A 26,606-nucleotide genomic window follows, 5' to 3' on the forward strand; every position below is an offset into this window, starting at 1 on the left:
AAGGATGCCGTCATGACGGATGCAAAACCCCTGCTGGAAGCCCGGCAGGTGTTCATGGGATTCTTCGGCAATCCCGTTCTGAAGGGCGTCGACATCGCCCTTCATCCCGGCAGGGTGCACGCCCTGCTGGGGGAGAACGGAGCTGGAAAATCCACGCTGATCAATCTTCTCTCCGGTGCCCTCCAGCCGGACAGCGGCACGATTGCCGTCGACGGTCGGCCGGCCGGGCGTTTCAGCCCGGCGGCCGCCCGTGCGGCTGGCATTGCCGTGGTGCAGCAGGAACTCAGCCTCACCGCCGACCTGTCGATCGCCGAGAACATCGGGCTTGGCGCCTTCCCGCGCCGCTTTGGCCTGATCGACTATGCGGCGCTGCATCGCGGCGTGCGTGAGGTTTGCGCCATGGTGGGGCTGACCGAGCCGCTCGACATGCCGGTTGCCGATCTCGCCCTTGGCCGTCGCCAGATGGTGGAGATCGCCAAGGCGCTGTTCCGCAAGCCGCGTGTGCTCATCCTCGACGAGCCAACCTCCTCGCTTTCCGCCCATGAGGCCGGCATTCTGGCCGGCGTCATTGAGAGGCTGCGGGAGCGCGGCACCGCACTTCTCTACATTTCCCACCGCCTCAACGAGGTGCAGGCGCTCTGCGCGCATGTCACCGTGCTGAAGGACGGCGGCGTCACGGCGGACCAGTCGCTGTCGGGTATCGACGGCGAAGGGCTGGTGCGCCTGATGGTCGGCCGCGAGACGGGTGATCTCTTCCCGCCGCGCCCGGCATGCACGCCCGGCGCACTGCGCATCGACGTCGATGGACTTTCCGCGGGCCTCGTGCGCGATATCACCTTCTCCGCCCGTGCCGGCGAAATCGTCGGAATCGGTGGGCTTGTCGGGCAGGGGCAGGAAGATCTGTTGCTGGGCCTCTACGGGGCGATCCCGGCGAGGGCCACCAGGGCGGAGGTTTCGGGCGTGCCCGCGCTGCCGGCGGATGTCGGCGCGGCGAACGCCGCCGGCCTCGTCTATGTGCCGGCCGACCGCAAGCACGAGGGGCTGGTTCTGCCCCATTCCATTGCCTCCAACCTCATCCTGCCCTCGCTCGGCCGTCTCGCCCGCAACGGGTTTCGCGATTCGGCGGCGGAGACCGGCCTTATCGCCGACCTGGCACGCCGGCTGACCATCAAGGGCGACGTCGCTCGCCCGGTCCAGGCGCTGTCCGGCGGCAACCAGCAGAAGGTGGCGCTCGCCAAGTGGCTGCCGCTCGATCCCTCCGTGCTGCTGCTCAACGACCCGACGCGCGGCGTCGATATCGAGACCAAGCGTGAAATCTACCTGATGCTGCGTGCCTTCGCCGCCGAAGGGCGGCTCATCATCATCGCCAGCTCCGACACGCCGGAGCTCGTACATCTCTGTGACCGTGTCGTCGTGCTGCGCGAGGGCCATGTCGCCGCGACGCTTGTCGGTAATGCGATCAGCGAAGAGGCCATCGTCGGCGCGGCCATGGGCGTCGATAGAAAGGGAGCGGCCGCATGAGCGCTGTTTCGTCCTCCTTCGGGCTCTATGGCGCCATCCAGCGTCGCCGCAATCGCGGCCTTGGCGGCCTCTACTTCGTCGTCGCCGCGTTTCTCGTGCTTTATGCGGTGCTCTTTCCGGGCCTTCTTTCGATCGGCGGCTTTTCCAAGTTCACGCAGAACTGGTTTCCGCTCGCGCTCGTCACGATGGCCCAGGCACTGCTGATGCTGAATGGCGGCATCACGCTGGCGATTGGCCCGCTTGTCAGCCTCGGCGCGGTGATCGCGGCAACCACCATGGGCGGCGTGTTCGGCGTGCCGGGCGGCATTCTCGCCGTCGCCTTCACCGGCCTTGCCATCGGCGCCGTCATCGGCGTCATCGTGGCGCAGCTGCGCCTGCCGGCGATCATCGTCACGCTGGCCGGCTCCTTCATCATCACCGGCGTGGCACTGCTTCTCCTGCCCCGCCCTGGCGGCTTCATTCCCGGCTGGCTTTCCACCATGCTTGCCGGCCACACGCCCGTCGCCTTCCTGCTGCTCGTCCTCATCCTGGCACTCTGGAAGGTGTTTCTGGCGACGCCGCTCGGCCTCGGCATCTATGCGGCGGGTGACAACCCGATCGGCGCCTTCCGCTCCGGTGTGCCGGTCGAGCGGGTGAAGATCGTCGCCTTCGCGCTTTCCGGCCTGCTTACCGCGCTGGCGGGGCTCTTCGTCGCCGCGCAGACCGGCTCGGGCGACCCGGTCATCGGCGCACCCTTCACACTCAACTCCATTGCCGCGGCGGTGCTCGGCGGCGTCGGCTTCCTCGGCGGCAAGGGCACGATGCGCGGGGCGATCTGCGGCAGCCTGCTGCTATCGGTGATGATCAATGTGATGTTCTTCCTCGGTTTCCCGCCGGTCGCGCAATACATCGCGCAGGGCCTCATCATCGTCGGTGCCGTCGCGGTGCCGGAACTTCTCAAGCAGTGGAGAGCCAGGCGATGAAGGCCGCAAAATCCCTGTTGCGCAATCCGCCGCTGCTCACCCTCGTCCTGGTGGCGCTCGTCTGGCTGGTTGCCGGCCTTACGCTGCGCGGCTTCGGCGCCTACGGTCATCTGCGCTACCTGCTGGAACTCGCCGCGGTCATCGGCATTGCCGCCGCCGGACAGACGCTGGTCATCCTGATGGGCGGCATCGACCTTTCGGTCGGCGCGGTCATCACCGTCACGGCGATCCTCGTGCCGCTGATTTCACCCGCCTGGGATCCGACCGGTCTTGTCGGTATCGCACTTGCGCTGACGATTGCCACCGGCATCGGCGTCCTTAATGGGGCGGGCGCCGCCTATCTGCGCGTGCCGCCGATCATCATGACGCTCGCCATGGCGACGTTCCTGCAAGGTCTGCTCGTCGTCGTGGCCGGCGGCAGCGCGGTCACCGTCAGCAATCCCGCCGTGCTCCTGCTGGGGCAGGCAAGGCCGCTCGGGGTTCCGGCCGGCATCCTGCTCTGGCTCGTGGTCTCGGCCGCCGTGCTGCTCATCATCCACCGCATGCCGATCGGCGCGCGCTTCCTGGCACTCGGCGCAAACCCGCTCGCCGCCCGCCTGTCCGGCGTCAGTGTGGCGCGCAACACGCTGATCCTCTATGCGTTGTCCGGCTTTTTCGCGGGTCTCGCCGGCATTCTGGTGCTCGGCATGAACCGGCAGGGTTATGTCGGCATCGGCGATCCCTACCTGCTGACGTCAATTGCTGCCGTCGTGCTCGGCGGCACCTCCATCCTCGGCGGGCGCGGCACCTATGCCGGCACCATTCCGGGCGCCATCCTGCTCGTGACGACCACGGCGCTGATCACGGTGGTCAACGCCTCGCCCGGCTGGCGCTCCATCATGTTCGGCACGCTGATCCTGTCGCTTCTCCTGGTTTCCGGCCGCGAGGCGCGGCGATGACGGCGCGCTATGACGGGCCGGTCATCGACCCGCACCATCATCTCTGGGACTTGTCGCTGAAACGCCATCCCTGGCTGGTAAAAGCCCGGACGGCTGGCGAGGAGATGGTTTTCGGCAGCCTCGCACCGCTCCTGCGCGACTACGGCATCGCGGACTACCGTGCCGATGCCGCAAACCAGAATGTGGTCGCCACCGTACATGTCGAGGCTGGCTGGTCGGATGCCCATCCGCTGGAGGAAAGCCGTTGGCTGGATGGTCTGGACCGCAGCGCCGGCGTGGCGAGGCGCTACGTTGCGCGCGTTTCGCTCGACAGTCCTGATGCCGCGCGCCTCATCGACGCGGAAGCGGACAATCCCAACGTGGTCGGCATCCGCGACATCGTGAGCTGGCATCCTGAGCCGGCGAAGAGTTTTGCCGCGCGCGCCTACCGCATGGTCGATCCCGTCTGGCGGACCGGGTTGGCGCATGCCTCCGGGCTCGGGCTGGTCTTCGATCTCATGCTCTATCCCTGGCAGATGGTCGAGGCGCTCGACCTGGTGACCGCCTTTCCCGATACGCTCTTCGTGCTCAACCATGGGGGAAGTCCGGCCGATCGTACGGCGGGGGGCATGGCGCTGTGGCGCAGTGGCCTTCGTGCGCTCGGCAGGCAACCGAATGTCCGCCTGAAGATTTCCGACCTCGTCGCCTACGACAATGACTGGACGCCCGGAAGCCTCGGTCCGGTGATCGAACATTGCCTCGACTGCTTCGGCCCGGAGCGGTCGATGTTTGCCAGCGATTTTCCCGTCGCCGGCCTGCACGCGTCCTTCGATGAGGTTTATGCGGTCTTCCGCGCCGCTGCTGCTCCGCTCTCCATCGATGAGCAGCGCGCCCTTTTCTTCACGACCGCCAACGATACCTACCGCCTCGGGATGAGCGATCCCGCCTTGGGCGAAGGAGAAAACCATGTCTGACCTGCACGCAAATGGCGCGGACAATCCGCTGATCGACGACCGCATTCGCGGGTTCCCGCCGGGACACGCAGCCTTGCCGCTCGATGCGCTCGGAAAGCAGGGCTGGAAACCCTATGACGGCACGATGGCGCTGCCGCTGATCTCTCTCGACCGACAGGCCTTCGCCGGTAATATCGACCTGATGATGGCCTATGTGAAGGATCATGGCGTCGAGATCGCCCCGCATGCCAAAACGCCCATGTCTACGGCGATTGCCGGCGCACTGCTGGCGGTCGGCGCCTGGGGCACGACGGTTGCGGATATCCGACAGGCCGCAGTGATGCTGAAGGCCGGCCAGCGTCGGCTGATCCTCGCCAACGAGATCGGCGGCATCGCCGCCGCGCGCCGGCTGGCCGCCCTGCTTGCCTTCTATCCCGAGGCGGAGATGCATGTCTTCGTCGATTCCGTCCCTCTTGCCACGGCCCTTAGTGCCGCTTGGCGCGAACGCAATGACCTGCCGCCGCTCGGCCTGATGGTGGAGTTGGGCATTGGCCGCGCCGGGGTGCGCGATCCGGACGCGGCGGGTGCGATTGTCGATACCATCCTTGCGGCCGAGACACCGAGTTTCCGCCTCACCGGCATCGCCGCCTACGAGGGCGCTGCCGCGACAGCAGACGCAGATGAAACCCTGCGCCGGATCGACGGGCTGGTTGCCATGACGGCGACCTTCCTGCCCGCGGTCCGCGCCAGAATCGGCAAGAAACGGCCGCTCATCCTGACAGCGGGCGGCTCGGTATTTTTCGACCGGGTCGTCGCCGGCCTTTCGGCTGCGGTCTCGGCCGATCCCGATTGCCGCCTGGTGCTGCGCAGCGGGGCGATCTTCTTCCACGATCACGGCGTCTATGAACGCGGCCTTGCGGGCCTCGATGCGCGCGGCGGTTTCCAGTTTGGCGGTGACGTCCGCTCCGCATCAAAGGGCTTCAAGCCGGCGCTGCGCGTCTGGGCTGAGGTGCTGTCGCGGCCCGAGCCGGGGCTCGCGATCTGTGGCATGGGCCTTCGCGACGTCGCGATCGACCAGGGCCTGCCCCGGCCGCTTGCACTTTATCGAGACAGCGCGCGCCGCGCCGATTTCACCGGTGCCGACGTGCTGCGCCTCAACGACCAGCACGCCTTCGTGACCGTGCCCGCCGGCAGCGATGTGGCCATCGGCGACGTGGTCGAGTTCGGCATTTCGCATCCCTGCACCTGCCTCGACCGGCATGCCATCCTTTACGGCCTCGACCCGGACCACACGGTCGTGACCGCCTATCTCACCAGCTTCGGCTGAACGTCTCCTCCCAAGGCAAAAAAAGGAAAACACGCCATGATCCAGCGCTATCAGAAGGGCTCGCGCATGAGCCAGGCCGTCAGCTTCGGCGGGCTCGTTTATATTGCCGGCCAGGTCGCGGAAGACCGCAAGGCCGCCATCGAGGACCAGACGCGCGACGTGCTCGGCAAGATCGACACCCTTCTGAAGGAGGCCGGCACGGATCGCTCGAAACTGCTCGCCGTCAATGTCTTCCTGCCGGCGATTGTCGATTTCGAGGCCATGAACGGCGTCTACGATGCCTGGATCGACCCGGCAAACCCGCCGGCCCGCGCCTGTGTCGAGGCGCGCCTTGCCGATCCGGACCTGCGCGTCGAAATGACCGCCGTCGCGGCGCTTTGAGAGGCGCATCATGCACAGCGGCCTCGTCAATCCGATCGATTTTACGCTGGAAGGCCGGCAGTCCGGCCATCTCGCCATCCCCTATTCGATCGACCGTTCGCCCTATTATCAGATCCGTGTCCCGATCCTGCGCCTCAGCAACGGCGAGGGGCCGAGCCTGCTCCTGATGGCCGGCAACCATGGCGACGAATATGAAGGCGAACTCCAGCTCGGGCGGCTGATGCGCCTGCTCGACGTCGACAGGATTCGCGGCTCCGTCACCATCCTGCCGATGGCGAACCTGCCGGCGGTGATGGCGGCGAAGCGCTGCTCGCCGTTCGACGGCGGCAATCTCAACCGCGCCTTTCCGGGCGATGCGACGGGTACGCCGACGGCGCGGATGGCGCATTTCCTCGAACACACGCTTTTTCCCCTGCATGACGTGGTGCTCGATCTGCATTCGGGCGGCACCTCCATGGCGCATCTGCCCTGTACGCTGATCGAGCGGCAGGCGGATGCCGCGCGCTTCGCCCGCGCCGTCTCGCTGATGCGGGCCATGGGCGCCGCGCATGCCTTCATCGCCGACAACGGGCCGGCGGCACCGACCTCGATGGGGGCGGCGGGCCGGGCCGGGGCGATCGGCCTTTCGGGCGAGTTCGGCGGTGGGGGAACGGTGACGCCGGAGACGATGGCGTTCACGGCCGGAGCGATCGATCGTTTGCTCGTGGCGCTCGGCCTCGTCGAGGCTCCGGTGCTTTCGGGCGCATCGCTGCCTGCGCCACCGGCTCTGCAGCTACTCTCTTTGTCGCGGCACAGCCAGGGTATCTATGCCAGCCGACGCGGCTGGTTCGAGCCGGCCGCGGCACTCGGAACGCGTGTTGCGGCCGGCGATCGTGCCGGCTGGTATCACGACCTCGAACGGCTGGAGCAGCCCGAGGAGGAGCTGCGCTTTGCCGAGGGTGGCATCGTCATCTCCCATCGCCTGCATTGCGACAGCCAGGCCGGCGATTGCCTGATCCAGGTCGCCGAGCCGATCGACGGGTGAGGATGATCATCTCAGGTGATCGCGTCGACGGCCTCGCGTACCCAGTCGAGGCGTTTTGCCGGAATGAGGCCGTAGTTGTAGAAGTTCACGCCATCGGCGCCGGCTTCGACGGCGGCCTTGGCGCGCGCGGTGAGGATCGCCGGACCGTCGACTTCGGGATAGAAGACGCGCAGGCCCAACCCTAAAAACTTTTCCGGGCCGAGCAGGGCGCGGCCGGTGTGCATGACATCGGCGATGGCCTCGGGCGTCATGTCGTAGCAGCAGAGGATCGCGCCGTCGCAGAGTTTTCCGACGGCCGCGAGATCGACCCCACCGAGCCAGCCGTCCTTGAGATCGATCAGCACGATGCGCGTCGCCGGGTCGGCGGCGGCCTTGATCTCGCCGATCAGGCTCGTCACCGGTTCGGAGCGCCAGATCAGGAAGGCGTGCAGTTCCGGGTGGGCGCGGAAGGCGTCGATACCGGCCGCGGGGAAATCGGGAAACTGTTTTTCCGGCACGGCCCGCTCGCACAGTTCGGCAATGAAGCGGGCGACCGTCTTTCGGGCGCCCTCCACCGGGACACCGGCTTTTTCGGCGCGCGCGGTGCAATGGTCGCAGAAGCACAGCGACAGCAAAAAGTCGTCCTCGGCGGTGAGGCCGACGCCGTCCTTTTCATGGTGGTATTCATGCGCGAAGCCCATGAAGTTCGGGCTTTCCAGCTCCAGCATGTCGGGCTGGTAGTTCGTCGTGATGTCGCGGACGAGGGTCACGACATAGTCGCGGGCTGCCGGGCTCGACGGGCAGAGATTGTAGTAGTTGGCGTTGCCATAGGCATTTCGGGTGACGTGGTCCGGGTGCAGCATGCCGAGCCGGCTGTTGTGCAGGCAGACGGTCCAGCAGGAGACCTTGAGGCCGGTCGTTTCGCGTGCCTTCGTCAGTGCGTCGAGCATGTCGCCGCGATCGAGAACGTTCTGCGCCACCAGCGGGCGGATCACCTTGTCCTGCCAGAGCGTGTCATCCGGGCGGAAATAGACGGTGCCGTCTTCCGGGAAATAGGCCTTCTGGCTCGGGCTGCGCGGCTGCAGGAAGCGGCCTGCATGGTAGGAGGTCGCAACGCTCACGGTGTTGAGGCCGGCCCGGCCGGCAAGATCGGCGGCAAGCGCCTCGAGCCCCTGGTCCTGGATGTCCCAGGGATAGGTCCACATAGAAAGATGCATGGCGTGCTCCCGTTGCGCTTGTCCGGTACTTAGAACATGTGTCCATAATAGTGTCCAGATGGATTTTGGAGACACGACAGGCGGGCTTGCATTGCTGAGAGATTCGGTGCGGCCTGTCTTTCAGGTGGGATCATGTCGGGGCGATCCTCGGCTTCAGTCACAGCCCGGAACGACCCCGTTGGCATTTTCGACGCATTGGATGTCGCGAACCGGAGGGATTCCTTGCAAGAGGCGGCGTAGCTTCTCGCCATTGCAGGGGCTTGCGCTGGCGCAAGCGGACTGAAATATGCGCCATGCCGTAAGTGCGGCCCGCATGACAAGGGGATCGCCGATGCTTGCCCCCGCATCGGCCGAACGCGAGATGGAACCGATGAAAAGCCACGTCCTGACAGTATCGTGCCAATCGACCCGCGGCATCGTCGCCGCGATCACCGGCTACCTCGCCGAGAAGGGGTGTTACATCTCGGATTCGTCGCAGTTCGACGACCTCGAAACGGGCCTGTTCTTCATGCGCCTCACCTTCCTGTCCCAGGAAGGCGTATCGGAGGAGGACATCAAGGCCGGCTTCGCCCCGGTCGCCAAGCCCTTCGGCATGAACTACCGCTTCAACGACAGCGACGAGCGTATGAAGGTTCTGCTGATGGTGTCGCGCTTCGGCCATTGCCTGAACGACCTGCTCTACCGCTGGAAGATCGGCGCGCTGCCGATCGACATCGTCGGCGTCGTGTCGAACCACTTCGATTACCAGAAGGTCATCGTCAACCACGACATCCCCTTCCACCACATCAAGGTGACGAAGGAGAACAAGCCGCAGGCCGAAGCCCGCCTGATGGAGGTGGTGGAACAGTCCGGTGCGGAACTCATCGTGCTCGCCCGCTACATGCAGGTTCTGTCGGATGCGGTGTGCAAGAAGATGTCTGGCCGGATCATCAACATCCACCACTCGTTCCTGCCGTCGTTCAAGGGTGCGAACCCGTACAAGCAGGCCTTCGAGCGCGGGGTGAAGCTGATCGGCGCGACGGCGCACTATGTGACGGAGGACCTCGACGAGGGTCCGATCATCGAGCAGGACGTGGCGCGCATCACGCATGCGCAGTCTGCGGAGGACTATGTGTCGATCGGGCGGGACGTGGAGAGCCAGGTTCTGGCCCGCGCAGTGCATGCCCACATCCACCACCGCACCTTCATGAACGGCAACAAGACCATCGTCTTCCCGCCGAGCCCGGGCTCCTACGCATCCGAGCGTATGGGCTGACCAAACGACGGCTGCTAAGGCCCGGTATTGCTGTGTCCTAGAGAGACCTCCGCCCTTGGCGGAGGTCTTGCCGTTTCAGGCCTGGCGCTTGAAGCCGCTTACAAGAGCGAGGGCGATCAGGAGCAGGATGGCGGCCACCGCGAAGGTGACATGCATGCCGGTCGCCACGGCCGCGGCGCTGGCGCCCGTTACGTCCTTCGTGCCGACGGCAAGCGTGAAGATCGCGCCCATCAGCGAGGCGCCGGTGATCAGGCCGAGATTGCGCGACAGGTTGAGCAGGCCGGAGGTGACGCCGCGCTCCTCCGCGGCAATGCCCGTCATCACGGCCGCATTGTTGGCGGCCTGGAAGAGCTGGTAGCCGGGTGTAAGAACAACGATCGCCAGCATATAGCCGGGAAGGCCGAACAGGGCGGACAGCACGGGCAGGCCTGCGGCGCCCGTCGCCATTGTGGCAAGTCCGGCGGCGACCATGGGGCTTGCGCCGAATCGGTCGACGAGGCGTCCGGCAAGAATACCGGTCAGCACCGACACCACGGGACCGATCGCCAGCACGAAGCCGACCTGCGCCGGGCCGAGGCCGAGCGTGCGCGACAGGTAGAACGGTCCGACGACCAGCGTCACCATGATCACCGTCGCGACGAGGATGTTCGCCGCAAGGCTTGCGGGAAAACCGGCACGGCGGAAGGCGGCAGGCCGAATCAGCGGAAAGGCGATCCGGCGTTGCCGAAGCACGAAGAGGCCGGCACCCACGGCCGAGGCGGCGACGAGCGCGACATTCAGCGGACCGATCCGGCCCTCGCCCACCGTCATCGCCAGTGCGTAGGCCGTCAGCGTTGCTGCCAGCAGGCCGGCGCCGACGAGGTCGAAACGGCCGGTCGCGGCAGCTTTGCGGTCGTCGGGAAGGAAATGGTGGACGAGGGCGAAGGCCGACAGGCCGAAGGGTACGGCGACGAGGAAGATCGCGTGCCATCCGAAGCCCGATATCAGCAGGCCGCCGAGCGACGGGCCAAGCGCTGTGCCGACGGCGGACATGGTGCCAAGCAGGCCCATGACGCTGCCGATCCTTTCCTTCGGCACGGTTTCGCTGACGAAGGCCATGGCAAGCGCCATCATCGCCGCGGCACCCGCTCCCTGAACGGCGCGGGCGGCAATGAGGAGGGGCAGCGACGGCGACAGGCCCGCCAGCAAAGAGGCGGCGGAAAACACCGCAAGGCCCGCCAGCAGCAACCGGCGGCGGCCGAATAGGTCGCCAAGGCGCCCGATGCTGGCGATCAGCACGGTGCTGCTCAAGAGATAGGCGAGCACGACCCACTGCACCTGCTGGAAGGGTGCGGCAAAGACATCCGCCAGCGTCGGCAAAGCGACATTGGCGATGCTGGTGCCGAGGGAGGACAAGAGGATGGCGAGCGAGAGGCCGGCAAGGGCCCCGGCCCGTTGACGGTTCGCCGTTATGGTCTCTGTATCGTGCATGGTTTTGCTCCTTGGGATCCTCAGAGCAGGTAGTCCTCCGCGTGATAAGGCGGAAGGCGCATCATTTGCATTGTGCTCGTGCGTTTGACGCCATGTCATCTTTTCGCGGGCATGCTAGGATCGCGCCATGTCACGACCCGATCTCAATCTTCTCGTCATGCTCGATGTGCTGCTCGCCGAGGGCAATGTGGCGCGGGCAGCGCAAAGGCTGCGGCTCAGCCCCTCGGCGATGAGCCGTGCGCTCGCGCGGTTGCGGGAGGTGACCGGCGATCCGCTGCTCGTGCGGGCCGGGCGGGGGCTCGTGCCGACGCCGCGGGCGCTGGAGCTGCGCGGTGAGGTCGGCCAGGTCGTTGCGGCAGCCGAAGCGCTGCTGCGCCCGGCAAAGCTTCTCGATCTCGCAACCCTCGAGCGGACCTTTACGCTCCGCAACCGCGAGGGTTTCGTCGATACGTTCGGGTCGGCCTTGCTGGCGCGCCTTACGCGGGAGGCGCCCCATGTGAAAATCCGCTTCGTTCCAAAGCCGGACAAGGAAAGCACGCCGCTGCGCGATGGAACGGTCGATCTCGAAACGGGCGTGATCGGCGATACGACGGGACCGGAAGTGCGCGCACAGGCGCTGTTTCGCGATCGTTTCATCGGTGTCGTGCGCAAGGGGCACCCGCTGCTTGACGGCCCGATCACGCCGGAGCGCTACGTTGAGGGCAGCCATATCCTTGTTTCCCGCGGCCGGCGCGAGCGCGGCCCAGTCGACGAGGCACTGGCTTTGATGGGGCTGGCGCGCACCGTTGCCGTGACCGTCGCAAGTTTTGCCGAGGCCGTGACGCTCGCGCGGCACTCCGACCTGATCGCCCAGGTCTCCGACCGTTCGACCCTGTCGCTTCGCGACGACATGGCGAGTTTCCCGCTGCCGATCGCCCTGCCGGACTTCACCATTTCCATGCTCTGGCATCCGCGCATGGATGCCGATCCGGCGCATCGCTGGCTGCGCGCCTGTTTCCGCGAGGTCTGCATCGGCAAGGCAGGTGACTTTCTGCCGGAACAATGCTAAAGGGCCGGCAACTGGGCCCTGAGCCGCATCGAGCGGCGCCGGTGGGCCCGCAACGAACTTCTGTCGAGCATGGACCGCTTGCGGCGCAACAGCCTGCGCCAGCCTGGCCTGTTCTTGAGGATGACCCGATGGCAAGCATGGATTTTCTCAACACGGCCGAGCCCGTCAAGGCACCGGTCGTCCGTGCCCTTCCCGCCGCCGAAAAGCCGTCGCTGATCGGCCTTTCGCGTGAGGACATGGGCCGGGCGCTCGCTGAAAAGGGCATTCCCGAGCGGCAGGTGAAGATGCGCGTCAGCCAGCTCTGGCACTGGCTCTATGTGCGCGGTGTTTCCGATTTCGACGACATGGCGAATATCTCCAAAGACATGCGCGAAATGCTGAAGACGCATTTCACCATCGCCCGTCCGGAGATCGTCGAGGAGCAGGTTTCCGCCGATGGCACGCGCAAGTGGCTGCTGCGTTTCCCGCCGCGCGGTGCCGGCCGACCGGTCGAGATCGAGACCGTCTACATTCCCGAAGAAGGCCGCGGCACGCTGTGCATTTCCAGCCAGGTCGGCTGCACGCTCACCTGCTCCTTCTGTCACACCGGCACGCAGAAGCTGGTGCGCAATCTGACGGCCGAGGAAATCCTTGCGCAGCTGCTGCTTGCCCGTGATCGCCTCGGCGATTTCCCCGACCGGGACACGCCGGCCGGCATGATCGCGCCGGCCGAAGGCCGCAAGGTCTCCAACATCGTCATGATGGGCATGGGCGAGCCGCTCTACAACTTCGAGCACGTCAAGACGGCGCTGTTGATCGCGACTGACGGCGATGGCCTGTCGCTCTCCAAGCGCCGCGTGACGCTGTCGACATCGGGCATCGTGCCGGAAATCTATCGCACGGGCTCCGAGATCGGCGTCATGCTGGCGATCTCGCTGCATGCGGTGCGCGACGACCTGCGCGACATGCTGGTGCCGATCAACAAGAAATATCCGCTGAAGGACCTGCTCGAGGCCTGCCGGGCCTATCCGAGCCTGTCGAATGCACGCCGCATCACTTTCGAATATGTGATGCTGAAGGACGTCAACGACTCGCTGGAGGACGCCAAGCTGCTCACCCAGCTGCTCAAGGGCATTCCGGCGAAGATCAACCTCATCCCGTTCAACCCCTGGCCGGGCACCAACTACCAGTGTTCGGACTGGGAGCAGATCGAGCGTTTCGCCGATTTCATCAACCAGGCCGGCTATGCCTCGCCGATTCGCACCCCGCGCGGCCGCGACATTCTCGCCGCCTGCGGCCAGCTGAAGTCGGAATCCGAGCGCATGCGCAAGGTCGACCGCATGGCCTTCGAGGCGATGATGATCGTCGGGCATGGCGAGGACGACTGAGGGGTCGACACCTCCATCTCCTATCAGAAATTGTGATTGAAGAAGCGGATTCCGAGAATTGATTTGAACGGCCGTTTTGCCTAGAAACGGGTCAAAATCATTCTAGGGAGGCCCTCCATGCGTCAACTTCTCCTCGCTTTCGCGGCAACGCTCGCGATTTCGCTGCCGGCCAAGGCCGAAAACGTCACGGTTGCCGTGACGGCCATCGTCGAACATCCGGCACTGGATGCTGCTCGTGACGGCGTCAAGGAAGCGCTAGAAGCCGCCGGCTACAAGGAAGGCGAGAACCTGAAGTTCCTCTACGAGTCGGCGCAGGGCAACCCCGCGACGGCAGCGCAGATCGCCCGCCAGTTCGCCGGCGAGGAGCCGAACGTCATCGTGCCGATCTCCACGCCGTCCGCCCAGGCCGTCGTTTCCACGACGCGCGACATCCCGGTGGTCTTCACGGCCGTTTCCGACCCACTCGGCGCGCAGCTCGTCAAGGACATGGACAAGCCCGGCGGCAACGTCACCGGCCTGTCCGACATGTCGCCGGTCGCCGAACACCTGGCGCTGATCAAGGAAATCCTGCCGAACGCCAAGACCATCGGCTTCCTCTACAATTCGGGTGAAGCCAACTCCGTTTCGCTGCTTGCCGTGCTGAAGACGGAAGCGGAAAAGGCCGGCCTGACGGTCGTCGAATCCGCTGCCACGAAGTCGGCTGAAGTCCAGGGTGCGGCCCGCGCGCTCGTTGGCCGTGCCGATGCGATCTACATCCCGACCGACAACACGATCATTTCGGCGCTCGAAGGCGCGGTTGCCGTTGCCGAAGAAGCAAAACTGCCGCTCTTCACCGCCGACACGGATTCCGTTTCGCGCGGCGCCGTCGCGGCACTCGGCTTCAACTACAAGGACGTCGGCAAGCAGACGGGCGAGATCGTTGTGCGCATCCTCAAGGGTGAAAACCCGGGCGACATCGCCGTGAAGGTTGCCGCCGGCACCGACCTCGTGGTCAACAAGTCCGCCGCCACCAAGATGGGCGTCACCCTTACGGAAGCCGTGGTCGGCCGCGCGACCCGCGTCATCGAATAATCTGCCGTCCCCCGGACAGCTGAAATCGGAATCAACCGCTGCCGGATCGCCCGGCGGCGGTTGATCTGTTAAAAGGACCCCTCCCGCAAGACCCGCGGGAAACGGGCAGAGCATTTCCACCTTCAGTGAAAATGCTCTATCTTTTTGTTTTTACGCAATTCCGGACGCAAAACCGCTGCGCACTTTTGCTGGAATTGCTTAGGAGAAAGCGTAAGAGCCGTGAGCCTGATTGCCTTCTGGGGTGCCGTCGAACTGGGGCTGGTCTATGCCTTCGTCGCGATCGGCGTTTACCTTGCCTTCCGCGTGCTGGATTTTCCGGACCTGACCGTGGACGGCTCGTTTCCGCTCGGCGCTGCCGTCACGGCGGTTCTGATCATCGCGGGCGTCAATCCCTGGCTTTCGGCTGGTGTCGCCATGGTGGCCGGTGCGGGTGCCGGCCTCGTTACGGCGATGCTGAACGTACGTTTCCGCATTCTCAACCTGCTTGCCTCGATCCTGACCATGATCGCGCTCTTCTCGGTCAACCTGCGTGTGATGGGCAAGCCGAATGTCGCACTGATCAATGCCGATACGATGATCAGCCCGTTCTTCGGCCTCGGCCTGCGTGATTTCTATGTCCGCCCGCTGTTCGTCGGCGTTCTGGTGGTAATCGCGGTCATCATCGTCTGGCGCTTCCTGGAAAGCGACGCCGGTCTTTCGATGCGGGCAACCGGCGCGAACGCCCGCATGGCCCGCGCACAGGGCGTCGATACCAACCGCCAGATCTATCTCGGCATCGCGCTGTCCAATGCGCTCGTGGCGCTCGGCGGCGCGCTCTTTGCCCAGACGAACGGTTTTGCCGATGTTACCTCCGGCGTCGGCACCATCGTCGTCGGTCTTGCAGCCGTCATCATCGGCGAGACGCTGTTTGGCGCACGCGGCATCCTGATGGCCCTGATCGGCTGCGTGCTGGGGTCGATCCTCTACCGAATCGCGATCCAGCTGGCACTCTCCTCCGACGTGCTCGGCCTTCAGGCCTCCGACCTCAACTTCGTGACGGCGCTGCTTGTCACCGTGGCGCTCGTGCTGCCGCGCCTTCGCCGCGGGGGAGCCGCCTGATGATTTCCGTTTCCGATATCAAGGTCGTCTTCGGCAAGGGCACGCCGCTGCAGAAGCAGGCGCTGAACGGCGTCAGCCTCACCATCGAGGAAGGCCAGTTCGTCACCGTCATCGGCTCGAACGGCGCCGGCAAGTCGACGCTGCTCGGCGTGTTGGCCGGCGACGTCATCGCGACCGAAGGCCATGTGAAGATCGGCACTGTGGACGTTACGCGCCAAGGCACGGCGGCGCGCGCCGGCCGGGTCGCCCGCGTGTTCCAGGACCCACTGACGGGAAGCTGCGGTGCACTCTCGATTGAGGAAAATCTGGCCCTTGCCGCCCGTCGCGGCGAACGGCGCGGACTGTCCTCGTCGCTCGGCCCCAAGCGCCGCGCGCATTTTCGCGAGCGCATCGCCGAACTGAACCTCGGGCTTGAGAACCGCATGCGCGACCGCATGGACCTCCTGTCCGGCGGCCAGCGTCAGGCCGTCTCGCTCGTCATGGCGACGCTCGCCGGATCCGACGTGCTGCTGCTCGACGAGCACACCGCAGCGCTCGATCCGGGCATGGCGGAGTTCATCATGACCCTCACGCAAAAGATCGTGTCGGAGCGCAAGCTGACGACGCTGATGGTGACGCATTCGATGCGTCAGGCGCTCGACTACGGCCACCGCACGGTGATGCTGCATGGCGGCGAGATCGTGCTCGATGTGGCCGGTGACAGCCGCAAGGACCTCCAGGTCGAGGACCTGATCGACATGTTCCGCAAGATGCGTGGCCAGACGCTGGACGATGACGCCCTGCTGATCGGCTGACGCCCACAAAGCGCCCGAATCCGGCAACAGCTTGCTTTAGTCGGATTTGGGGGATGCGCATGCTGTTTCGCCGTACGCTGCTGGCCGGTGGCCTGTCTTCAGGGGTTGTGTTCGCGCTGCCGGCAGTCTTGCGGGCAGAGGCCGCACCGGCGGATCGGCTCGTTGCGGCCGCGCGAAAACAGGTCGGCGTGACGCTGACCTATGATGCGGCCTATTCCAGGCTCGACTATCCCGGCGGCGACGTGCAACGCGAGAGGGGCGTGTGCACCGACGTGCTCGTCCGGGCCTACCGGGATGGGCTCGGCATCGACCTTCAGGTGCTGGTGCACGAGGACATGCGGCGCGCCTTCTCGGCCTATCCGGCGCTCTGGGGCCTGAAGAAGACGGACCGCAATATCGACCATCGCCGGGTGCCCAACCTTCAGGCGTTCTTCAGGCGCGCGGGTGCGGCATTGGCGCTGAGCGAGAATGGTGGGGATTACCTGCCGGGTGATATCGTCTCGCAGATGCTGCCCGGCAATCTGCCGCATATCGCCATCGTGGCGAATGAGCGTTCTTCCGATGGCTCCCGGCCACTCGTCGTGCACAATATCGGCGCAGGCGCGCGTCTGGAGGACGTGCTTTTCGCTTACCCGATCACCGGGCATTACCGCTACGGCGTGTGACCGCCCCTACTTCGCCTGCGTGAAGAAAATCTTCATCGCAAAGACCGAGAAGACGCCGGCGAAGGTGTAGTCGATGCCGCGCAGCACCTTGGGGTTCTGCTGGAGCCAGGCGGCGAGCCTGTCGGCGGCGAGAATGACAATGATGTTAATCGGCATGCCGACGATGATGAAGAACAGGCCGAGGAAGATCAGCTTGCCGGTGACGTCCGGGTCGCCGGCCGAGATGAATTGCGGCAGGAAGGTCATGAAGAAGATGATGACCTTGGGGTTGAGCAGGTTCACCCAGAAGCCGCTGGAAATGTTGGCCAGAGCCGTACCGCGCGGGCCGGCCGCGGCATCGACAGAAAAATTCGAGCCGTAGCGGATAGCCTGAATGGCGAGCCACAGCAGGTAGGCGGCACCGCCGGTCTTCAGGATCATGAAGGCGGTCGGCGAGGCGGTGATCAGCGCCGAAATGCCGAAGGCGACCAGCAGCGTGTGCACGATGATGCCGAGGCCCGTGCCGACCACCACGAAGAGCGCCGGACCACGGCCCTGCGACAAGGCCCGACTGATCGACAGCGTCATGTCCGGGCCGGGGGTGGCCGCCAGAAGCAGGCTTGCGGCAGCGAAGGTGAGAAGTGTCGGCAGCGTGGGCAGAAAGTCCATGATGGTGTTTCTCAGAAGCCGGAAGGATGCGAAATCCCTAGTCCGGCTTTCAGCGAATTACCAATCAAAGCTTGTGATAAGCCGTCATAACGCTCGATGAACGCCCCGGTTTTGCCGACAGGCCTGCCCCACCCGGGACGTCATCCCCGGCCCTGAGCCGAGGATCTGTGTCGAGGGGGAAGGTCTCGGGCGTTACTCGCCCTCGACGAAGGCCCGGAACTTTTCCGCATAGTCATTGTGCCAGCGCGATAGCGGCGGGCGGTTTTCGATGACGTCGCCGATCGCCCAGGCCATGCGGCGTTCATCGAGTGCGCGGGGCACGTCGTTGTCGGGGCAAAGGATGTAGAAGTCGCCGCGCTCCAGGCTTTCCAGCAGGAAGTCGACGGTCTGGGAGGAGGTCCAGGCGGCATCCGGCTTTTCCGTGCGGTCGCCTCTGGTCAGGCCGGTGAAGACGAAGCCTGGGATGAGTAGATGGGCGGAGATGTTTGCGCCCTCGGTGTTGCGCAATTCGTGCTGGAGGGCTTCGGTAAACACCTTCACCCCGGCCTTGGAGACATTGTAGGCCGGATTGCCGGGCGGCGTGGTGATGCCCTGCTTGGAGCCGGTGTTGATGATGAGGCCGGGTTCGCCATGGGCCAGCATGTTGGGGCCGAAGACCTGGCTGCCGTGGATGACGCCCATCAGGTTGACGGCGAGGATATGGTCCCAGTTGGCCTCGGCGCTGAAGATCGAGGTGGCCGGCTGGATGCCGGCATTGTTCATCAGCACATGCACACGGCCGAAGCGCTGGAGCACGGCGCGTTCCAGCGCCTCCAGTTCGTGACGGTGGGCGACGTCCGTCTCCACCGCCATGGTGTTGGCTTCGCCGGCAATCGCCTCGAGTTCCAGACGGGCTTCACCGAGCCGGTCGCCGCCGAGATCGGCGATCGCGACGCACATGCCGGCTTCTGCGAAACGCCGTGCAGCCGCCAGCCCGATGCCGGAGGCACCGCCGGTGATGACGGCGACATTGGCTTCCTTGATGATGTCCTGGATGTTCGTCATGGGGCACCCCTTCCATGGTTTACTGAGGCGAATATGGGTTGCGATGGCGCGCTGTCAAACCTGGCTTGCATCAGGAAGCCGCCCGCCTCGCCCTTGCGTCACGCGCCAACTTCGCTAAAAGTGCCGCGACACCGGGCCTTGCGGGCTTGCCGCAGATCCTCTCCATGCAACGGACCTCATCACCATGGCATCTTACAAAGACGTGAAAAAAGTCGTGCTGGCCTATTCCGGCGGCCTCGACACCTCGATCATCCTGAAATGGCTGCAGACCGAGCTCAATGCGGAAGTCGTGACGTTCACGGCCGACCTCGGCCAGGGCGAAGAACTGGAGCCGGCGCGCAAGAAGGCCGAGATGCTGGGCATCAAGGAGATCTTCATCGAGGACGTGCGCGAGGAATTCGTGCGCGATTTCGTCTTCCCGATGTTCCGTGCCAATGCGGTCTATGAAGGCGTCTATCTGCTCGGCACGTCGATTGCCCGTCCGCTGATCTCCAAGCACCTGATCGAGATCGCCGCCAAGACCGGCGCCGATGCCATCGCGCATGGCGCGACCGGCAAGGGCAACGACCAGGTCCGCTTCGAACTGTCGGCCTATGCGCTGAACCCGGACATCAAGATCATCGCGCCGTGGCGCGACTGGTCGTTCAAGAGCCGCACGCATCTTCTCGAATTCGCCGAGCAGCACCAGATCCCGGTCGCCAAGGACAAGAAGGGCGAAGCGCCATTCTCCGTCGACGCGAACCTGCTGCACTCCTCCTCCGAGGGCAAGGTGCTGGAAGACCCGGCCGTCGAGGCCCCGGAATATGTGCACATGCGCACGATTTCGCCGGAAGCTGCTCCCGACAAGGCGACCACCATCAAGGTCGGCTTCGAGCGCGGCGACGCCGTCTCGATCAACGGCGTTCGCATGTCGCCGGCAACGCTGCTCGCGACCCTCAACAATTACGGACGCGACAACGGCATCGGCCGCCTCGACCTCGTGGAAAACCGTTTCGTCGGCATGAAGTCGCGCGGCGTCTACGAGACGCCCGGCGGCACCATCCTGCTGGCCGCGCACCGCGCAATCGAATCCATCACGCTCGACCGGGGTGCAGCACATCTCAAGGACGACCTGATGCCGCGTTATGCCGAGCTGATCTATTACGGCTTCTGGTTCTCGCCGGAACGCGAAATGCTGCAGGCGCTGATCGACCGGAGCCAGGAGCATGTCGAGGGCGAAGTGACGCTGAAGCTCTACAAGGGCAATGTCATGGTCACCGGCCGTGAATCGGACAAGTCGCTCTATTCCGACAAGCTTGTCACCTTCGAGGACGACCAGGGCGCCTACGACCAGAAGGACGCTGCCGGCTTCATCAAGCTGAACGCGCTGCGCCTTCGCACGCTTGCCGCCCGTAACCGCCGCAGCTGATCCGATCGTCTACCCATGAAAAAGCCCGCTGTTGGAAACAACAGCGGGCTTTTTGCTTGGGAGGGTTCGATCTCAGAGGCCGAAGGCGTCCTTGAACTGGTACCACCAAGACCCGATGGTGGAATACTGCGCGCGGAACATGCGTCCGCCCGGGAAGGGAATCCAGGGCAGTTTCTCGAACTGGCTGAAACGCGACAGGTCGCCGTGGATCGCCTCGCTGAGGATGCGGCCGAACAGGTGCGAGCCCGTAACGCCGTGGCCGCTGTAGCCATGGGCGAAATAGGTGTTCTTGCCGATCTTGCCCATCTGCGGCACGCGCGAGAAGGAGAGGGCAAAATTGCCGCTCCAGGCGTAGTCGATCTTCACGCCCTTCAGTGAAGGAAAAACCTTTTCGAGGTTCGGGCGGATTTTTGCCCGCACGTCCGTCGGGTCGGTGCCGCCATAGACGGTGCCGCCACCGAAGATCATGCGCTTGTCGGCCGACAGGCGGAAATAATCTAGGATGTAGCGTACGTCCTCGACGCACATGTCGCTCGGGATCAATCCATCGGCGCGGTCACCGAGCGGTTCGGTCGCGACCATCTGGGTCGAGACCGGCATGACGCGCGAGACGAGTTTCGGCACGACATGGCCGAGATAGGCATTGCCGCAGATGACGGCGGTGTTTGCCGTGACGCTGCCGCGCGCGGTGTGGATGACCGGCTTTTCAGCCTCATGTTCGACGCGGATGACGGGCGATTGTTCGTAGATCACGCCGCCGAGCGATTCGAGTGCCTTGGCCTCGCCGAGGGTGAGGTTGAGCGGGTGCATGTGGCCGCCGGTGGTGTCCAGCATGCCGCCGACATAGGCATCCGTCTTGACGAGTTTCTGGATCGCCGCCTTGTCGAGCATCTGGTGGTCGTCCATGCCGTAGCTCTTCCACAGAGCTTTCTTGTGCTCCAGGTCCTTCATGTGCGCGGGCGTGTAGGCGGCGTAGATGTTGCCGGTCTTCATGTCGCAATCGATGTCGTATTGCGAGACGATGCGGCGAATGATCTTGCCGCCTTCCTGCACGAGGCCACCGACAAAGGCGCCAGCCTGGTCGCCGTAACGGCGCTTGATCGTGTCGAGGCTGGCGTTCAGACCGTTGACGATCTGGCCGCCGTTGCGGCCCGATGCGCCCCAGCCGATGCCCGCACCTTCGACCATCACGACCTTGTAGCCCTTCTCGGCGAGATGGATGGCGGTCGAGAGGCCGGAATAGCCGGCGCCGAGCACGGCGACGTCGGCCGTCACTGCGCCTTCAAGCACTTTTGGCGTACGCACGATGTTGCGGGAAGCGGCGTAGTAGCTGTCGGGATAGGTGCCGTTGCCGGCATAGGATTCATTCGTAGCCATCAGACGATTTCCAGGTAGGCGCTGAACTCGAAGTCGGTCACCTGTTCGGCGAAGCCGGCGATTTCCTGCCGCTTGCAGGCGATCAGCATGGAGCGGAGATCCGCGTCGAAGATTTCCGAGACGATCGAGCCGTTCTCGAAGGCGGTGACGGCCGAACCCCATTCCGAGGGGATGCGCGGCAGCTGCGAGAGATAGGCGCGGCCCGAGACCGGTGCCGGCGGCTCCCACTTGTTGCGGATGCCGACAAGCGCAGCGCCAAGGATGCCCGCCATGACGAGATAGGGGTTGGCGTCGGCGCCGGCGACGCGGTGCTCGATGCGCCGCGCCTTGTTGCTGCCGCCGGGAATGCGGATGGCGGCGGTGCGGTTCTCGTAGCCCCAGGAGACGGAGGTCGGGGCGTGCGTGTCCGGCCTGAGGCGGCGGTAGGAGTTGAAATGCGGCGCGAAGAGCAGCGTCGATTCCGCCATGCCGCGCGTGAGGCCCGCGACGGCATGTTTCATGATGTCGGAGCCCTCAGGCGTGCCGTCGTCGAAGACGTTGTTGCCGTCCTCGTCGATCAGGCTGAAATGCATGTGCATGCCGCTGCCGGAACGCATGCCGTAGGGTTTTGCCATGAAGGTGGCGGCAAAGCCGTGTTTGCGGGCGATGCCCTTGATGATGCGCTTGAAGAACAGTGCGTCGTCGGCGGCCTTCAACGGGTCGTCGGAATGCATGAGATTGATTTCGAACTGGCCAATGCCGTTTTCGGCGACGGCCGAATCCGCCGGCACGTTCTGCCGCTCGCATTCCGCATAGACGTCGGAGAAGAACTGGCCGAAATCGTCAAGCTCGTCGATCGACAGGATGGCGTCGGAATCGAGCCGCTTGCCGGTATAGGGCGAGATCGGCGGCTGGGCATGATCCGGCTCGGCGTCGATCAGGTAGAATTCCATCTCCGAGGCGACGACGGGGCGCAAGCCGAGTTCGTGATACTGGCGCACGATATTGGCGAGCGCCTGGCGCGGATCGGCGAGGAAGGGTTCGCCATTCTCCTTGAACAGCCAGAGCGGCACGACGGCGGACGGTTTCAGCGTCCAGCTCACGGGCAGCGCACCACGGCCGGTCGCCGCGCAGATGCCGTCCATGTCGCCGCTCGCGAAGACGTGGCTCGAGCCGACGATGTCCTCGCCCCAGACGTCCACGCCGACGATGGAAAGCGGCATGCGGATGCCGCCCTTCAACACCTTTTCCGCCTGCCCGACGGGCACGCGCTTGCCGCGCAGGATGCCGTTCAGATCGCAGACGACGGCCTGGATGCTTTCCACGCCATCGGCGGTGATCAGCCAATTGGAATCTTCGTTCATCGCCCTCGTCTTTCTATATCACATAGTAATATTTGTGATCACATTTTGGAAATATGCACACTTTCTTGTCGCCGGTCAAGCTGCTAGAACCTGTCACAAGGGGTAGGATAGCACCCCGCAGCCGGTCACAGGAGGGATGGATTGGGCAATTTGGCGCTTGAGCCGCTGGACCGGCCGGAAGGCATGACGACGCATGAATATGCGCATCGGCGCCTGCGCCAGGCGATCATGGTGGGCTCCATCCGGCCGGGCGAATCACTGACCATTCGCGGCATTGCGGAGGCGATGGAATCGAGCCCGACGCCCGTGCGCGAAGCCCTGCGGCGCCTCAGCTCCGAGGGGGCACTCCGGGTGCTCGACAACAGGCGCATCATGGTGCCGCGCATGACGGCGGACCGCTTCAGCGAGCTGGTCTCGCTGCGCTCCGTGCTGGAGCAGCATGCCGCCCGCCGGGCCGTGCCGCACATCACCGAACGGCGCATCGACCGGCTTGCCGAGATCGACAAGGCGCAGGACGAGGCGATTTCCCGCAAGGACAACGGGACGGCCCTGTTGCTGAACCAGGAATTCCATCGCACGCTATACACTGCCAATCCCGAGCAGGTGATCATGCCGATGGTGGAGAGCATCTGGCTCCAGCTCGGCCCCTTCCTCGGCATCGCCATGGAACATGTCGCCCAGCTCTATTTCGTCGATCGTCACGTGGAGGCCATCGAGGCGCTGCGCAAGCGCGACGAGGATGCTGTGGCGGCGGCGATCAAGGCCGATATTTCCGAGGGCATCGGCGGCTTCGAGCGCGCGGCGATCGAAAACCTGCTGCGGCTTGCCGGGCAATAGGTCTAATCGACCGTCACAGTATCGCCAAGCGCAATCCTGCCCGGGGCGACCACCCTGGCCAGTACGCCAAAGCCGCCGCCGCCATGTTTGGCGATCGTGTGCAGCACATCCTTGTCGAACGGCACGCCGGGCTGGCCAAGCGCGGTAAAGGCGCAACGCGCGCAGGGCTCGAGGATTTCGATGACCGCGTTGCCGGCGCGTAGGATGCGGCCAATGAGCTTTTGCTCGACGAAATCGACGTCACCCGCATATGTGCCGATCAGGATGTTGGGCCGAAAACGCCTGATGTCGAGGATGGCCGTGGGCAACAGTGCTTGCAGGTGTGCCAGCGAAGACGTGGTCAGAATATGCAGGTGATCGCGATCATAACGCGGTGCCGCACCCGTTTCGCCGAAGGGCAGGAACTGGACGGGGAATTCGAGATGGTCGGAAGCGATCGTGTCGGCCGTCGGCGAGGGGAGGGCATGCCATGCGGTGCCATCGCGGCTGATTTCCGGCCCATCGACAGCCGCCCGCGATTGGAGCCCCGGAACCGGCCGCCAGCGCCGCTCTTTTTCCGGCGCCGCAACGGCCTTGCTGTCTTTGTCGAACAGGCCCCATTGGCGGTCGCCGACGATACCGGCTTCGTCGAGCTCGGCGGTTTCGAGCTGTTCTCCGGTCAGCGAGCTGACGGGATAACGCCAGAGTTCGCGCGTGGTACCAAACTGCATGCCGCTTCCTTTCGAAGGTCCCCTCGTGTCGTGACGCTATCGCCGCATCCGGCCGGTGTCCATCTCTGGCGCCTGAAGGCGCTTTGCCGCAAGCAAGCGGCTTGCATCCCCCGTTCGGCCCATGCAATGGATCAGAAAACCTGAATGTGGACTATGGGGCAGGCACATGAAGACGGACGTCATTGTTCTCGGCGCGGGCGTGATCGGCATTTCGACCGCGATCCATCTGGCACGGCGCGGCAAATCGGTGGTGCTCGTCGATCGCCGGGGTGCTGCGGAAGAGACATCCTATGGCAATGCCGGCCTGATCCAGCGCGAGGGTGTCTTTCCCTACGGTTTCCCGCACGATTTCGGCGCGCTGTTCCGCTATGCGCTGAACAACACGATCGATGCGCATTATCATCCGTCGGCGATCCCGAGCATCATTCCGTTCCTGGCGCGCTACTGGTGGCATTCCGGCTTCCGGCAGCACCAGAGCATCGCCCATCTCTATGCGCCGCTCATCGAGAATTCGATTTCCGAACATGCCGACCTGATCGCGGCGTCCGGTGCCGACGACCTCATCCGCAAGGACGGCTGGATGAAGGTTTTCCGTTCCGAGAAGGCGCGCGACGCCGCCTATGCGGATGCGGAAAAGCTGTCCGCCAATTTTGGCGTCAACCACCAGAAGCTGACGACGGCCGAAGTGGCGGCGGCCGAGCCGTCCATCCGCGCGGAGCTCACCGGTGGCCTGCGCTGGACCGACCCATGGTCGATCCTCGATCCGCAGAGCCTGATGAAGCGCTATCTCGCCTATTTCCAGTCGCTCGGCGGCACGCTCCAGTCCGGCGACGCCGCGACCATCGAGCATGTGCTGGAAGGCGAGGGCTGGCGCATCGCGACGCCGGAAGGTCCGCTGGAGGGCAAGGAAGTCGTCGTGGCGCTCGGCCCCTGGGCCGATACGGTAACGCGCAAGCTCGGCTACCGTTTCCCGCTCGCCGTCAAGCGCGGTTATCACATGCACTATGGTGCCGAAGAGGGTGCACACCTCAACAACTGGGTGCTCGACGCCGAGCGCGGCTATTTCCTCGCGCCGATGCAGCGCGGCATCCGCCTCACCACCGGTGCCGAATTTGCAAGGCGCGACACGCGCAAGACGCCGGTGCAGCTGCGCCGCGCGGAAAAAGTGGCGCGCGAATTCTTTCCGCTCGCCGAACGGCGCGACGACGAGCCGTGGATGGGCTGCCGCCCCTGCACGCCGGACATGATGCCGATCATCGGCAAGGCCCCGCGCCATTCCGGCCTCTGGTTCGCCTTCGGCCACGCCCATCATGGCATGACGCTCGGTCCGATCACCGGGCGCGTGCTGGCGGAAAAGATGCTGGGCGAGCGGACGGTGATCAATATCGGCCCGTATCGGCCGGAGCGCTTCATCGCCTGACCGCGGGTGCGGACGCCGCGAAGGCGAGGCGTCGGCACAAAGAGTGCTTGCCCAACCGCCCCGCCTGATCCGCTTTGCCACCACCGTTCACCCCACCCTCCGTCATCCTCGGGCTTGACCCGAGGATCCACACATCACGGCACGCCACGAGTTTGTGGCATGGATCCTCGGGTCAAGCCCGAGGATGACGGAGGAGAGGTGGCGGGACAGGCTGAGAGGCTTACCCGGCCGGTGTCGTGACCTAACGCCTTATCCGCGTCGAAAGAATGATCGAGGACAGCGTGCGTTCCACGCCGTCGATCGCGCCGATCTTGTCGATCAGGTGGTCGAGTTCGGCGATGGATGCCGCCTCGACCACGGCGATCAGGTCGAAGTTTCCGCTCACTGAATGCAGCGTGCGCACGGCGGAAATGGCGTGCAGCTCTGTCGTGATGCGCGAAAGCGTCTTGGGCGCGATGGTGATCAGCACGTGGGCCTTCACCATGCCGCTCTCATAGGCGTCGGAAAGTTTGACGCCGTAGCCGGCGATCACCCCGTCCCGCTCCAGCCGGTCGATCTTTGCCTGCACGGTGGTGCGCGACAGCCCGAGCTTGCGGGCGATCGTCGCGGTCTGTTCGCGGGCGTTTTCGCTAAGGATGGCGAGAAGCTCGCGATCCTTGGTGCCTAACGTCGAAATGCTCATTTTTGCCGTCATTCTGCCGATACTGATAATGTATTATGCCGGATGTGGCGCTTTAAATCGACAGTCACTGCCTCCAAAATAAGCGCAT

At 64.7% G+C, this 26,606-nt stretch carries 25 protein-coding genes; 17 read left to right on the top strand and 8 right to left on the bottom strand.

Going from position 1 to position 26,606, the window contains the following annotated elements; translation table 11 throughout:
- Window positions 1–12 precede the first annotated feature (12 nt).
- From BSY16_RS16080 to BSY16_RS16110, 7 genes are read left to right on the top strand one after another with little or no spacing between them, the layout of a single operon-like run.
- Window positions 13–1,521 (top strand): sugar ABC transporter ATP-binding protein, encoded by a 1,509-nt coding sequence (locus BSY16_RS16080; RefSeq protein WP_069060598.1) that lies wholly within the window; start codon window positions 13–15, stop codon window positions 1,519–1,521.
- Entirely contained in the window at window positions 1,518–2,483 is a 966-nt protein-coding gene (locus tag BSY16_RS16085; protein WP_069060599.1) for an ABC transporter permease, read from the top strand. Before BSY16_RS16080 ends, BSY16_RS16085 begins: the two co-directional genes overlap by 4 nt.
- Window positions 2,480–3,421 carry an ABC transporter permease gene (locus BSY16_RS16090; protein ID WP_069060600.1) on the top strand — a complete coding sequence of 314 codons (942 nt, stop codon included), beginning with the start codon at window positions 2,480–2,482 and terminating at the stop codon, window positions 3,419–3,421. Before BSY16_RS16085 ends, BSY16_RS16090 begins: the two co-directional genes overlap by 4 nt.
- Window positions 3,418–4,374, top strand: a complete 957-nt coding sequence (locus tag BSY16_RS16095) for an amidohydrolase family protein (RefSeq protein ID WP_069060601.1) — start codon at window positions 3,418–3,420, stop codon at window positions 4,372–4,374. The genes BSY16_RS16090 and BSY16_RS16095 overlap by 4 nt, the downstream gene beginning before the upstream one ends.
- Window positions 4,367–5,680 (top strand): alanine racemase, encoded by a 1,314-nt coding sequence (locus BSY16_RS16100; protein ID WP_069060602.1) that lies wholly within the window; start codon window positions 4,367–4,369, stop codon window positions 5,678–5,680. Before BSY16_RS16095 ends, BSY16_RS16100 begins: the two co-directional genes overlap by 8 nt.
- A 36-nt stretch (window positions 5,681–5,716) precedes the next feature.
- Window positions 5,717–6,061 (top strand): RidA family protein, encoded by a 345-nt coding sequence (locus BSY16_RS16105; protein ID WP_069060603.1) that lies wholly within the window; start codon window positions 5,717–5,719, stop codon window positions 6,059–6,061.
- 10 nt (window positions 6,062–6,071) lie between these two features.
- Window positions 6,072–7,085 (top strand): M14 family metallopeptidase, encoded by a 1,014-nt coding sequence (locus BSY16_RS16110; RefSeq protein ID WP_069060604.1) that lies wholly within the window; start codon window positions 6,072–6,074, stop codon window positions 7,083–7,085.
- An 11-nt stretch (window positions 7,086–7,096) separates the two neighbouring features.
- Here the strand turns inward: BSY16_RS16110 and BSY16_RS16115 are convergent, their stop codons facing one another.
- The gene (locus BSY16_RS16115; RefSeq protein ID WP_069060605.1) at window positions 7,097–8,281 is read right to left on the bottom strand and encodes a glycoside hydrolase family protein; all 1,185 of its coding nucleotides are present in this window, start codon (window positions 8,279–8,281) and stop codon (window positions 7,097–7,099) included.
- Window positions 8,282–8,651: 370 nt separating this feature from the next.
- On the opposite strand from BSY16_RS16115, the gene purU reads away from it, so the two are divergent.
- Window positions 8,652–9,536, top strand: coding sequence for a formyltetrahydrofolate deformylase (gene purU, locus BSY16_RS16120; protein ID WP_069061579.1), 885 nt, complete (start codon window positions 8,652–8,654; stop codon window positions 9,534–9,536).
- Between the two features lie 75 nt (window positions 9,537–9,611).
- Here purU and BSY16_RS16125 read toward each other — a convergent pair whose 3' ends face one another.
- Window positions 9,612–11,006, bottom strand: a complete 1,395-nt coding sequence (locus BSY16_RS16125; protein ID WP_069060606.1) for an MFS transporter — start codon at window positions 11,004–11,006, stop codon at window positions 9,612–9,614.
- Between the two features lie 127 nt (window positions 11,007–11,133).
- Here BSY16_RS16125 and BSY16_RS16130 point away from each other — a divergent pair, with 127 nt between their 5' ends.
- The 6 genes from BSY16_RS16130 (at window position 11,134) to BSY16_RS16155 (ending at window position 17,049) form a co-directional block, all read left to right on the top strand.
- Entirely contained in the window at window positions 11,134–12,054 is a 921-nt protein-coding gene (locus BSY16_RS16130; protein WP_069060607.1) for a LysR family transcriptional regulator, read from the top strand.
- 137 nt (window positions 12,055–12,191) lie between these two features.
- Entirely contained in the window at window positions 12,192–13,421 is a 1,230-nt protein-coding gene (gene rlmN / locus BSY16_RS16135; RefSeq protein ID WP_502696010.1) for a dual-specificity RNA methyltransferase RlmN, read from the top strand.
- A 117-nt stretch (window positions 13,422–13,538) separates the two neighbouring features.
- Window positions 13,539–14,492 carry an ABC transporter substrate-binding protein gene (locus BSY16_RS16140; RefSeq protein WP_069060609.1) on the top strand — a complete coding sequence of 318 codons (954 nt, stop codon included), beginning with the start codon at window positions 13,539–13,541 and terminating at the stop codon, window positions 14,490–14,492.
- 219 nt (window positions 14,493–14,711) lie between these two features.
- A complete protein-coding gene (locus BSY16_RS16145; RefSeq protein WP_069060610.1) occupies window positions 14,712–15,590 on the top strand; it encodes an ABC transporter permease in 879 nt (292 codons plus the stop codon).
- A complete protein-coding gene (locus BSY16_RS16150) occupies window positions 15,590–16,384 on the top strand; it encodes an ABC transporter ATP-binding protein (protein WP_069060611.1) in 795 nt (264 codons plus the stop codon). Before BSY16_RS16145 ends, BSY16_RS16150 begins: the two co-directional genes overlap by 1 nt.
- Window positions 16,385–16,443: 59 nt before the next feature.
- The gene (locus tag BSY16_RS16155; protein ID WP_069061580.1) at window positions 16,444–17,049 is read left to right on the top strand and encodes a DUF1287 domain-containing protein; all 606 of its coding nucleotides are present in this window, start codon (window positions 16,444–16,446) and stop codon (window positions 17,047–17,049) included.
- A 6-nt stretch (window positions 17,050–17,055) separates the two neighbouring features.
- Here the strand turns inward: BSY16_RS16155 and BSY16_RS16160 are convergent, their stop codons facing one another.
- The gene (locus BSY16_RS16160) at window positions 17,056–17,697 is read right to left on the bottom strand and encodes a LysE family translocator (RefSeq protein WP_069060612.1); all 642 of its coding nucleotides are present in this window, start codon (window positions 17,695–17,697) and stop codon (window positions 17,056–17,058) included.
- A gap of 192 nt (window positions 17,698–17,889) precedes the next feature.
- Window positions 17,890–18,741: an SDR family NAD(P)-dependent oxidoreductase gene (locus tag BSY16_RS16165; RefSeq protein WP_069060613.1), complete on the bottom strand. Its 852-nt coding sequence runs from the start codon at window positions 18,739–18,741 to the stop codon at window positions 17,890–17,892.
- Between the two features lie 184 nt (window positions 18,742–18,925).
- Here BSY16_RS16165 and BSY16_RS16170 point away from each other — a divergent pair, with 184 nt between their 5' ends.
- A complete protein-coding gene (locus BSY16_RS16170) occupies window positions 18,926–20,149 on the top strand; it encodes an argininosuccinate synthase (protein ID WP_069060614.1) in 1,224 nt (407 codons plus the stop codon).
- A gap of 72 nt (window positions 20,150–20,221) precedes the next feature.
- Here the strand turns inward: BSY16_RS16170 and BSY16_RS16175 are convergent, their stop codons facing one another.
- Window positions 20,222–21,526 (bottom strand): NAD(P)/FAD-dependent oxidoreductase, encoded by a 1,305-nt coding sequence (locus tag BSY16_RS16175; RefSeq protein ID WP_069060615.1) that lies wholly within the window; start codon window positions 21,524–21,526, stop codon window positions 20,222–20,224.
- Window positions 21,526–22,869 (bottom strand): glutamine synthetase family protein, encoded by a 1,344-nt coding sequence (locus tag BSY16_RS16180; protein ID WP_069060616.1) that lies wholly within the window; start codon window positions 22,867–22,869, stop codon window positions 21,526–21,528. The genes BSY16_RS16175 and BSY16_RS16180 overlap by 1 nt, the downstream gene beginning before the upstream one ends.
- A gap of 183 nt (window positions 22,870–23,052) precedes the next feature.
- Between BSY16_RS16180 and BSY16_RS16185 the strand changes: the two genes are divergently transcribed.
- Entirely contained in the window at window positions 23,053–23,706 is a 654-nt protein-coding gene (locus BSY16_RS16185; protein ID WP_069061581.1) for a GntR family transcriptional regulator, read from the top strand.
- 2 nt (window positions 23,707–23,708) lie between these two features.
- Here the strand turns inward: BSY16_RS16185 and BSY16_RS16190 are convergent, their stop codons facing one another.
- Window positions 23,709–24,416 (bottom strand): MOSC domain-containing protein, encoded by a 708-nt coding sequence (locus BSY16_RS16190; protein WP_069060617.1) that lies wholly within the window; start codon window positions 24,414–24,416, stop codon window positions 23,709–23,711.
- 166 nt (window positions 24,417–24,582) lie between these two features.
- On the opposite strand from BSY16_RS16190, the gene BSY16_RS16195 reads away from it, so the two are divergent.
- A complete protein-coding gene (locus BSY16_RS16195) occupies window positions 24,583–25,836 on the top strand; it encodes an NAD(P)/FAD-dependent oxidoreductase (protein ID WP_069060618.1) in 1,254 nt (417 codons plus the stop codon).
- 241 nt (window positions 25,837–26,077) lie between these two features.
- On the opposite strand, the gene BSY16_RS16200 is transcribed toward BSY16_RS16195, so the two are convergent.
- On the bottom strand, window positions 26,078–26,518 hold the full coding sequence (locus BSY16_RS16200; RefSeq protein ID WP_286157142.1) for an Lrp/AsnC family transcriptional regulator: 441 nt from the start codon (window positions 26,516–26,518) through the stop codon (window positions 26,078–26,080).
- Window positions 26,519–26,606: the final 88 nt, after the last annotated feature.

The organism is Sinorhizobium sp. RAC02 (assembly GCF_001713395.1).
Taxonomy (GTDB): domain Bacteria; phylum Pseudomonadota; class Alphaproteobacteria; order Rhizobiales; family Rhizobiaceae; genus Shinella.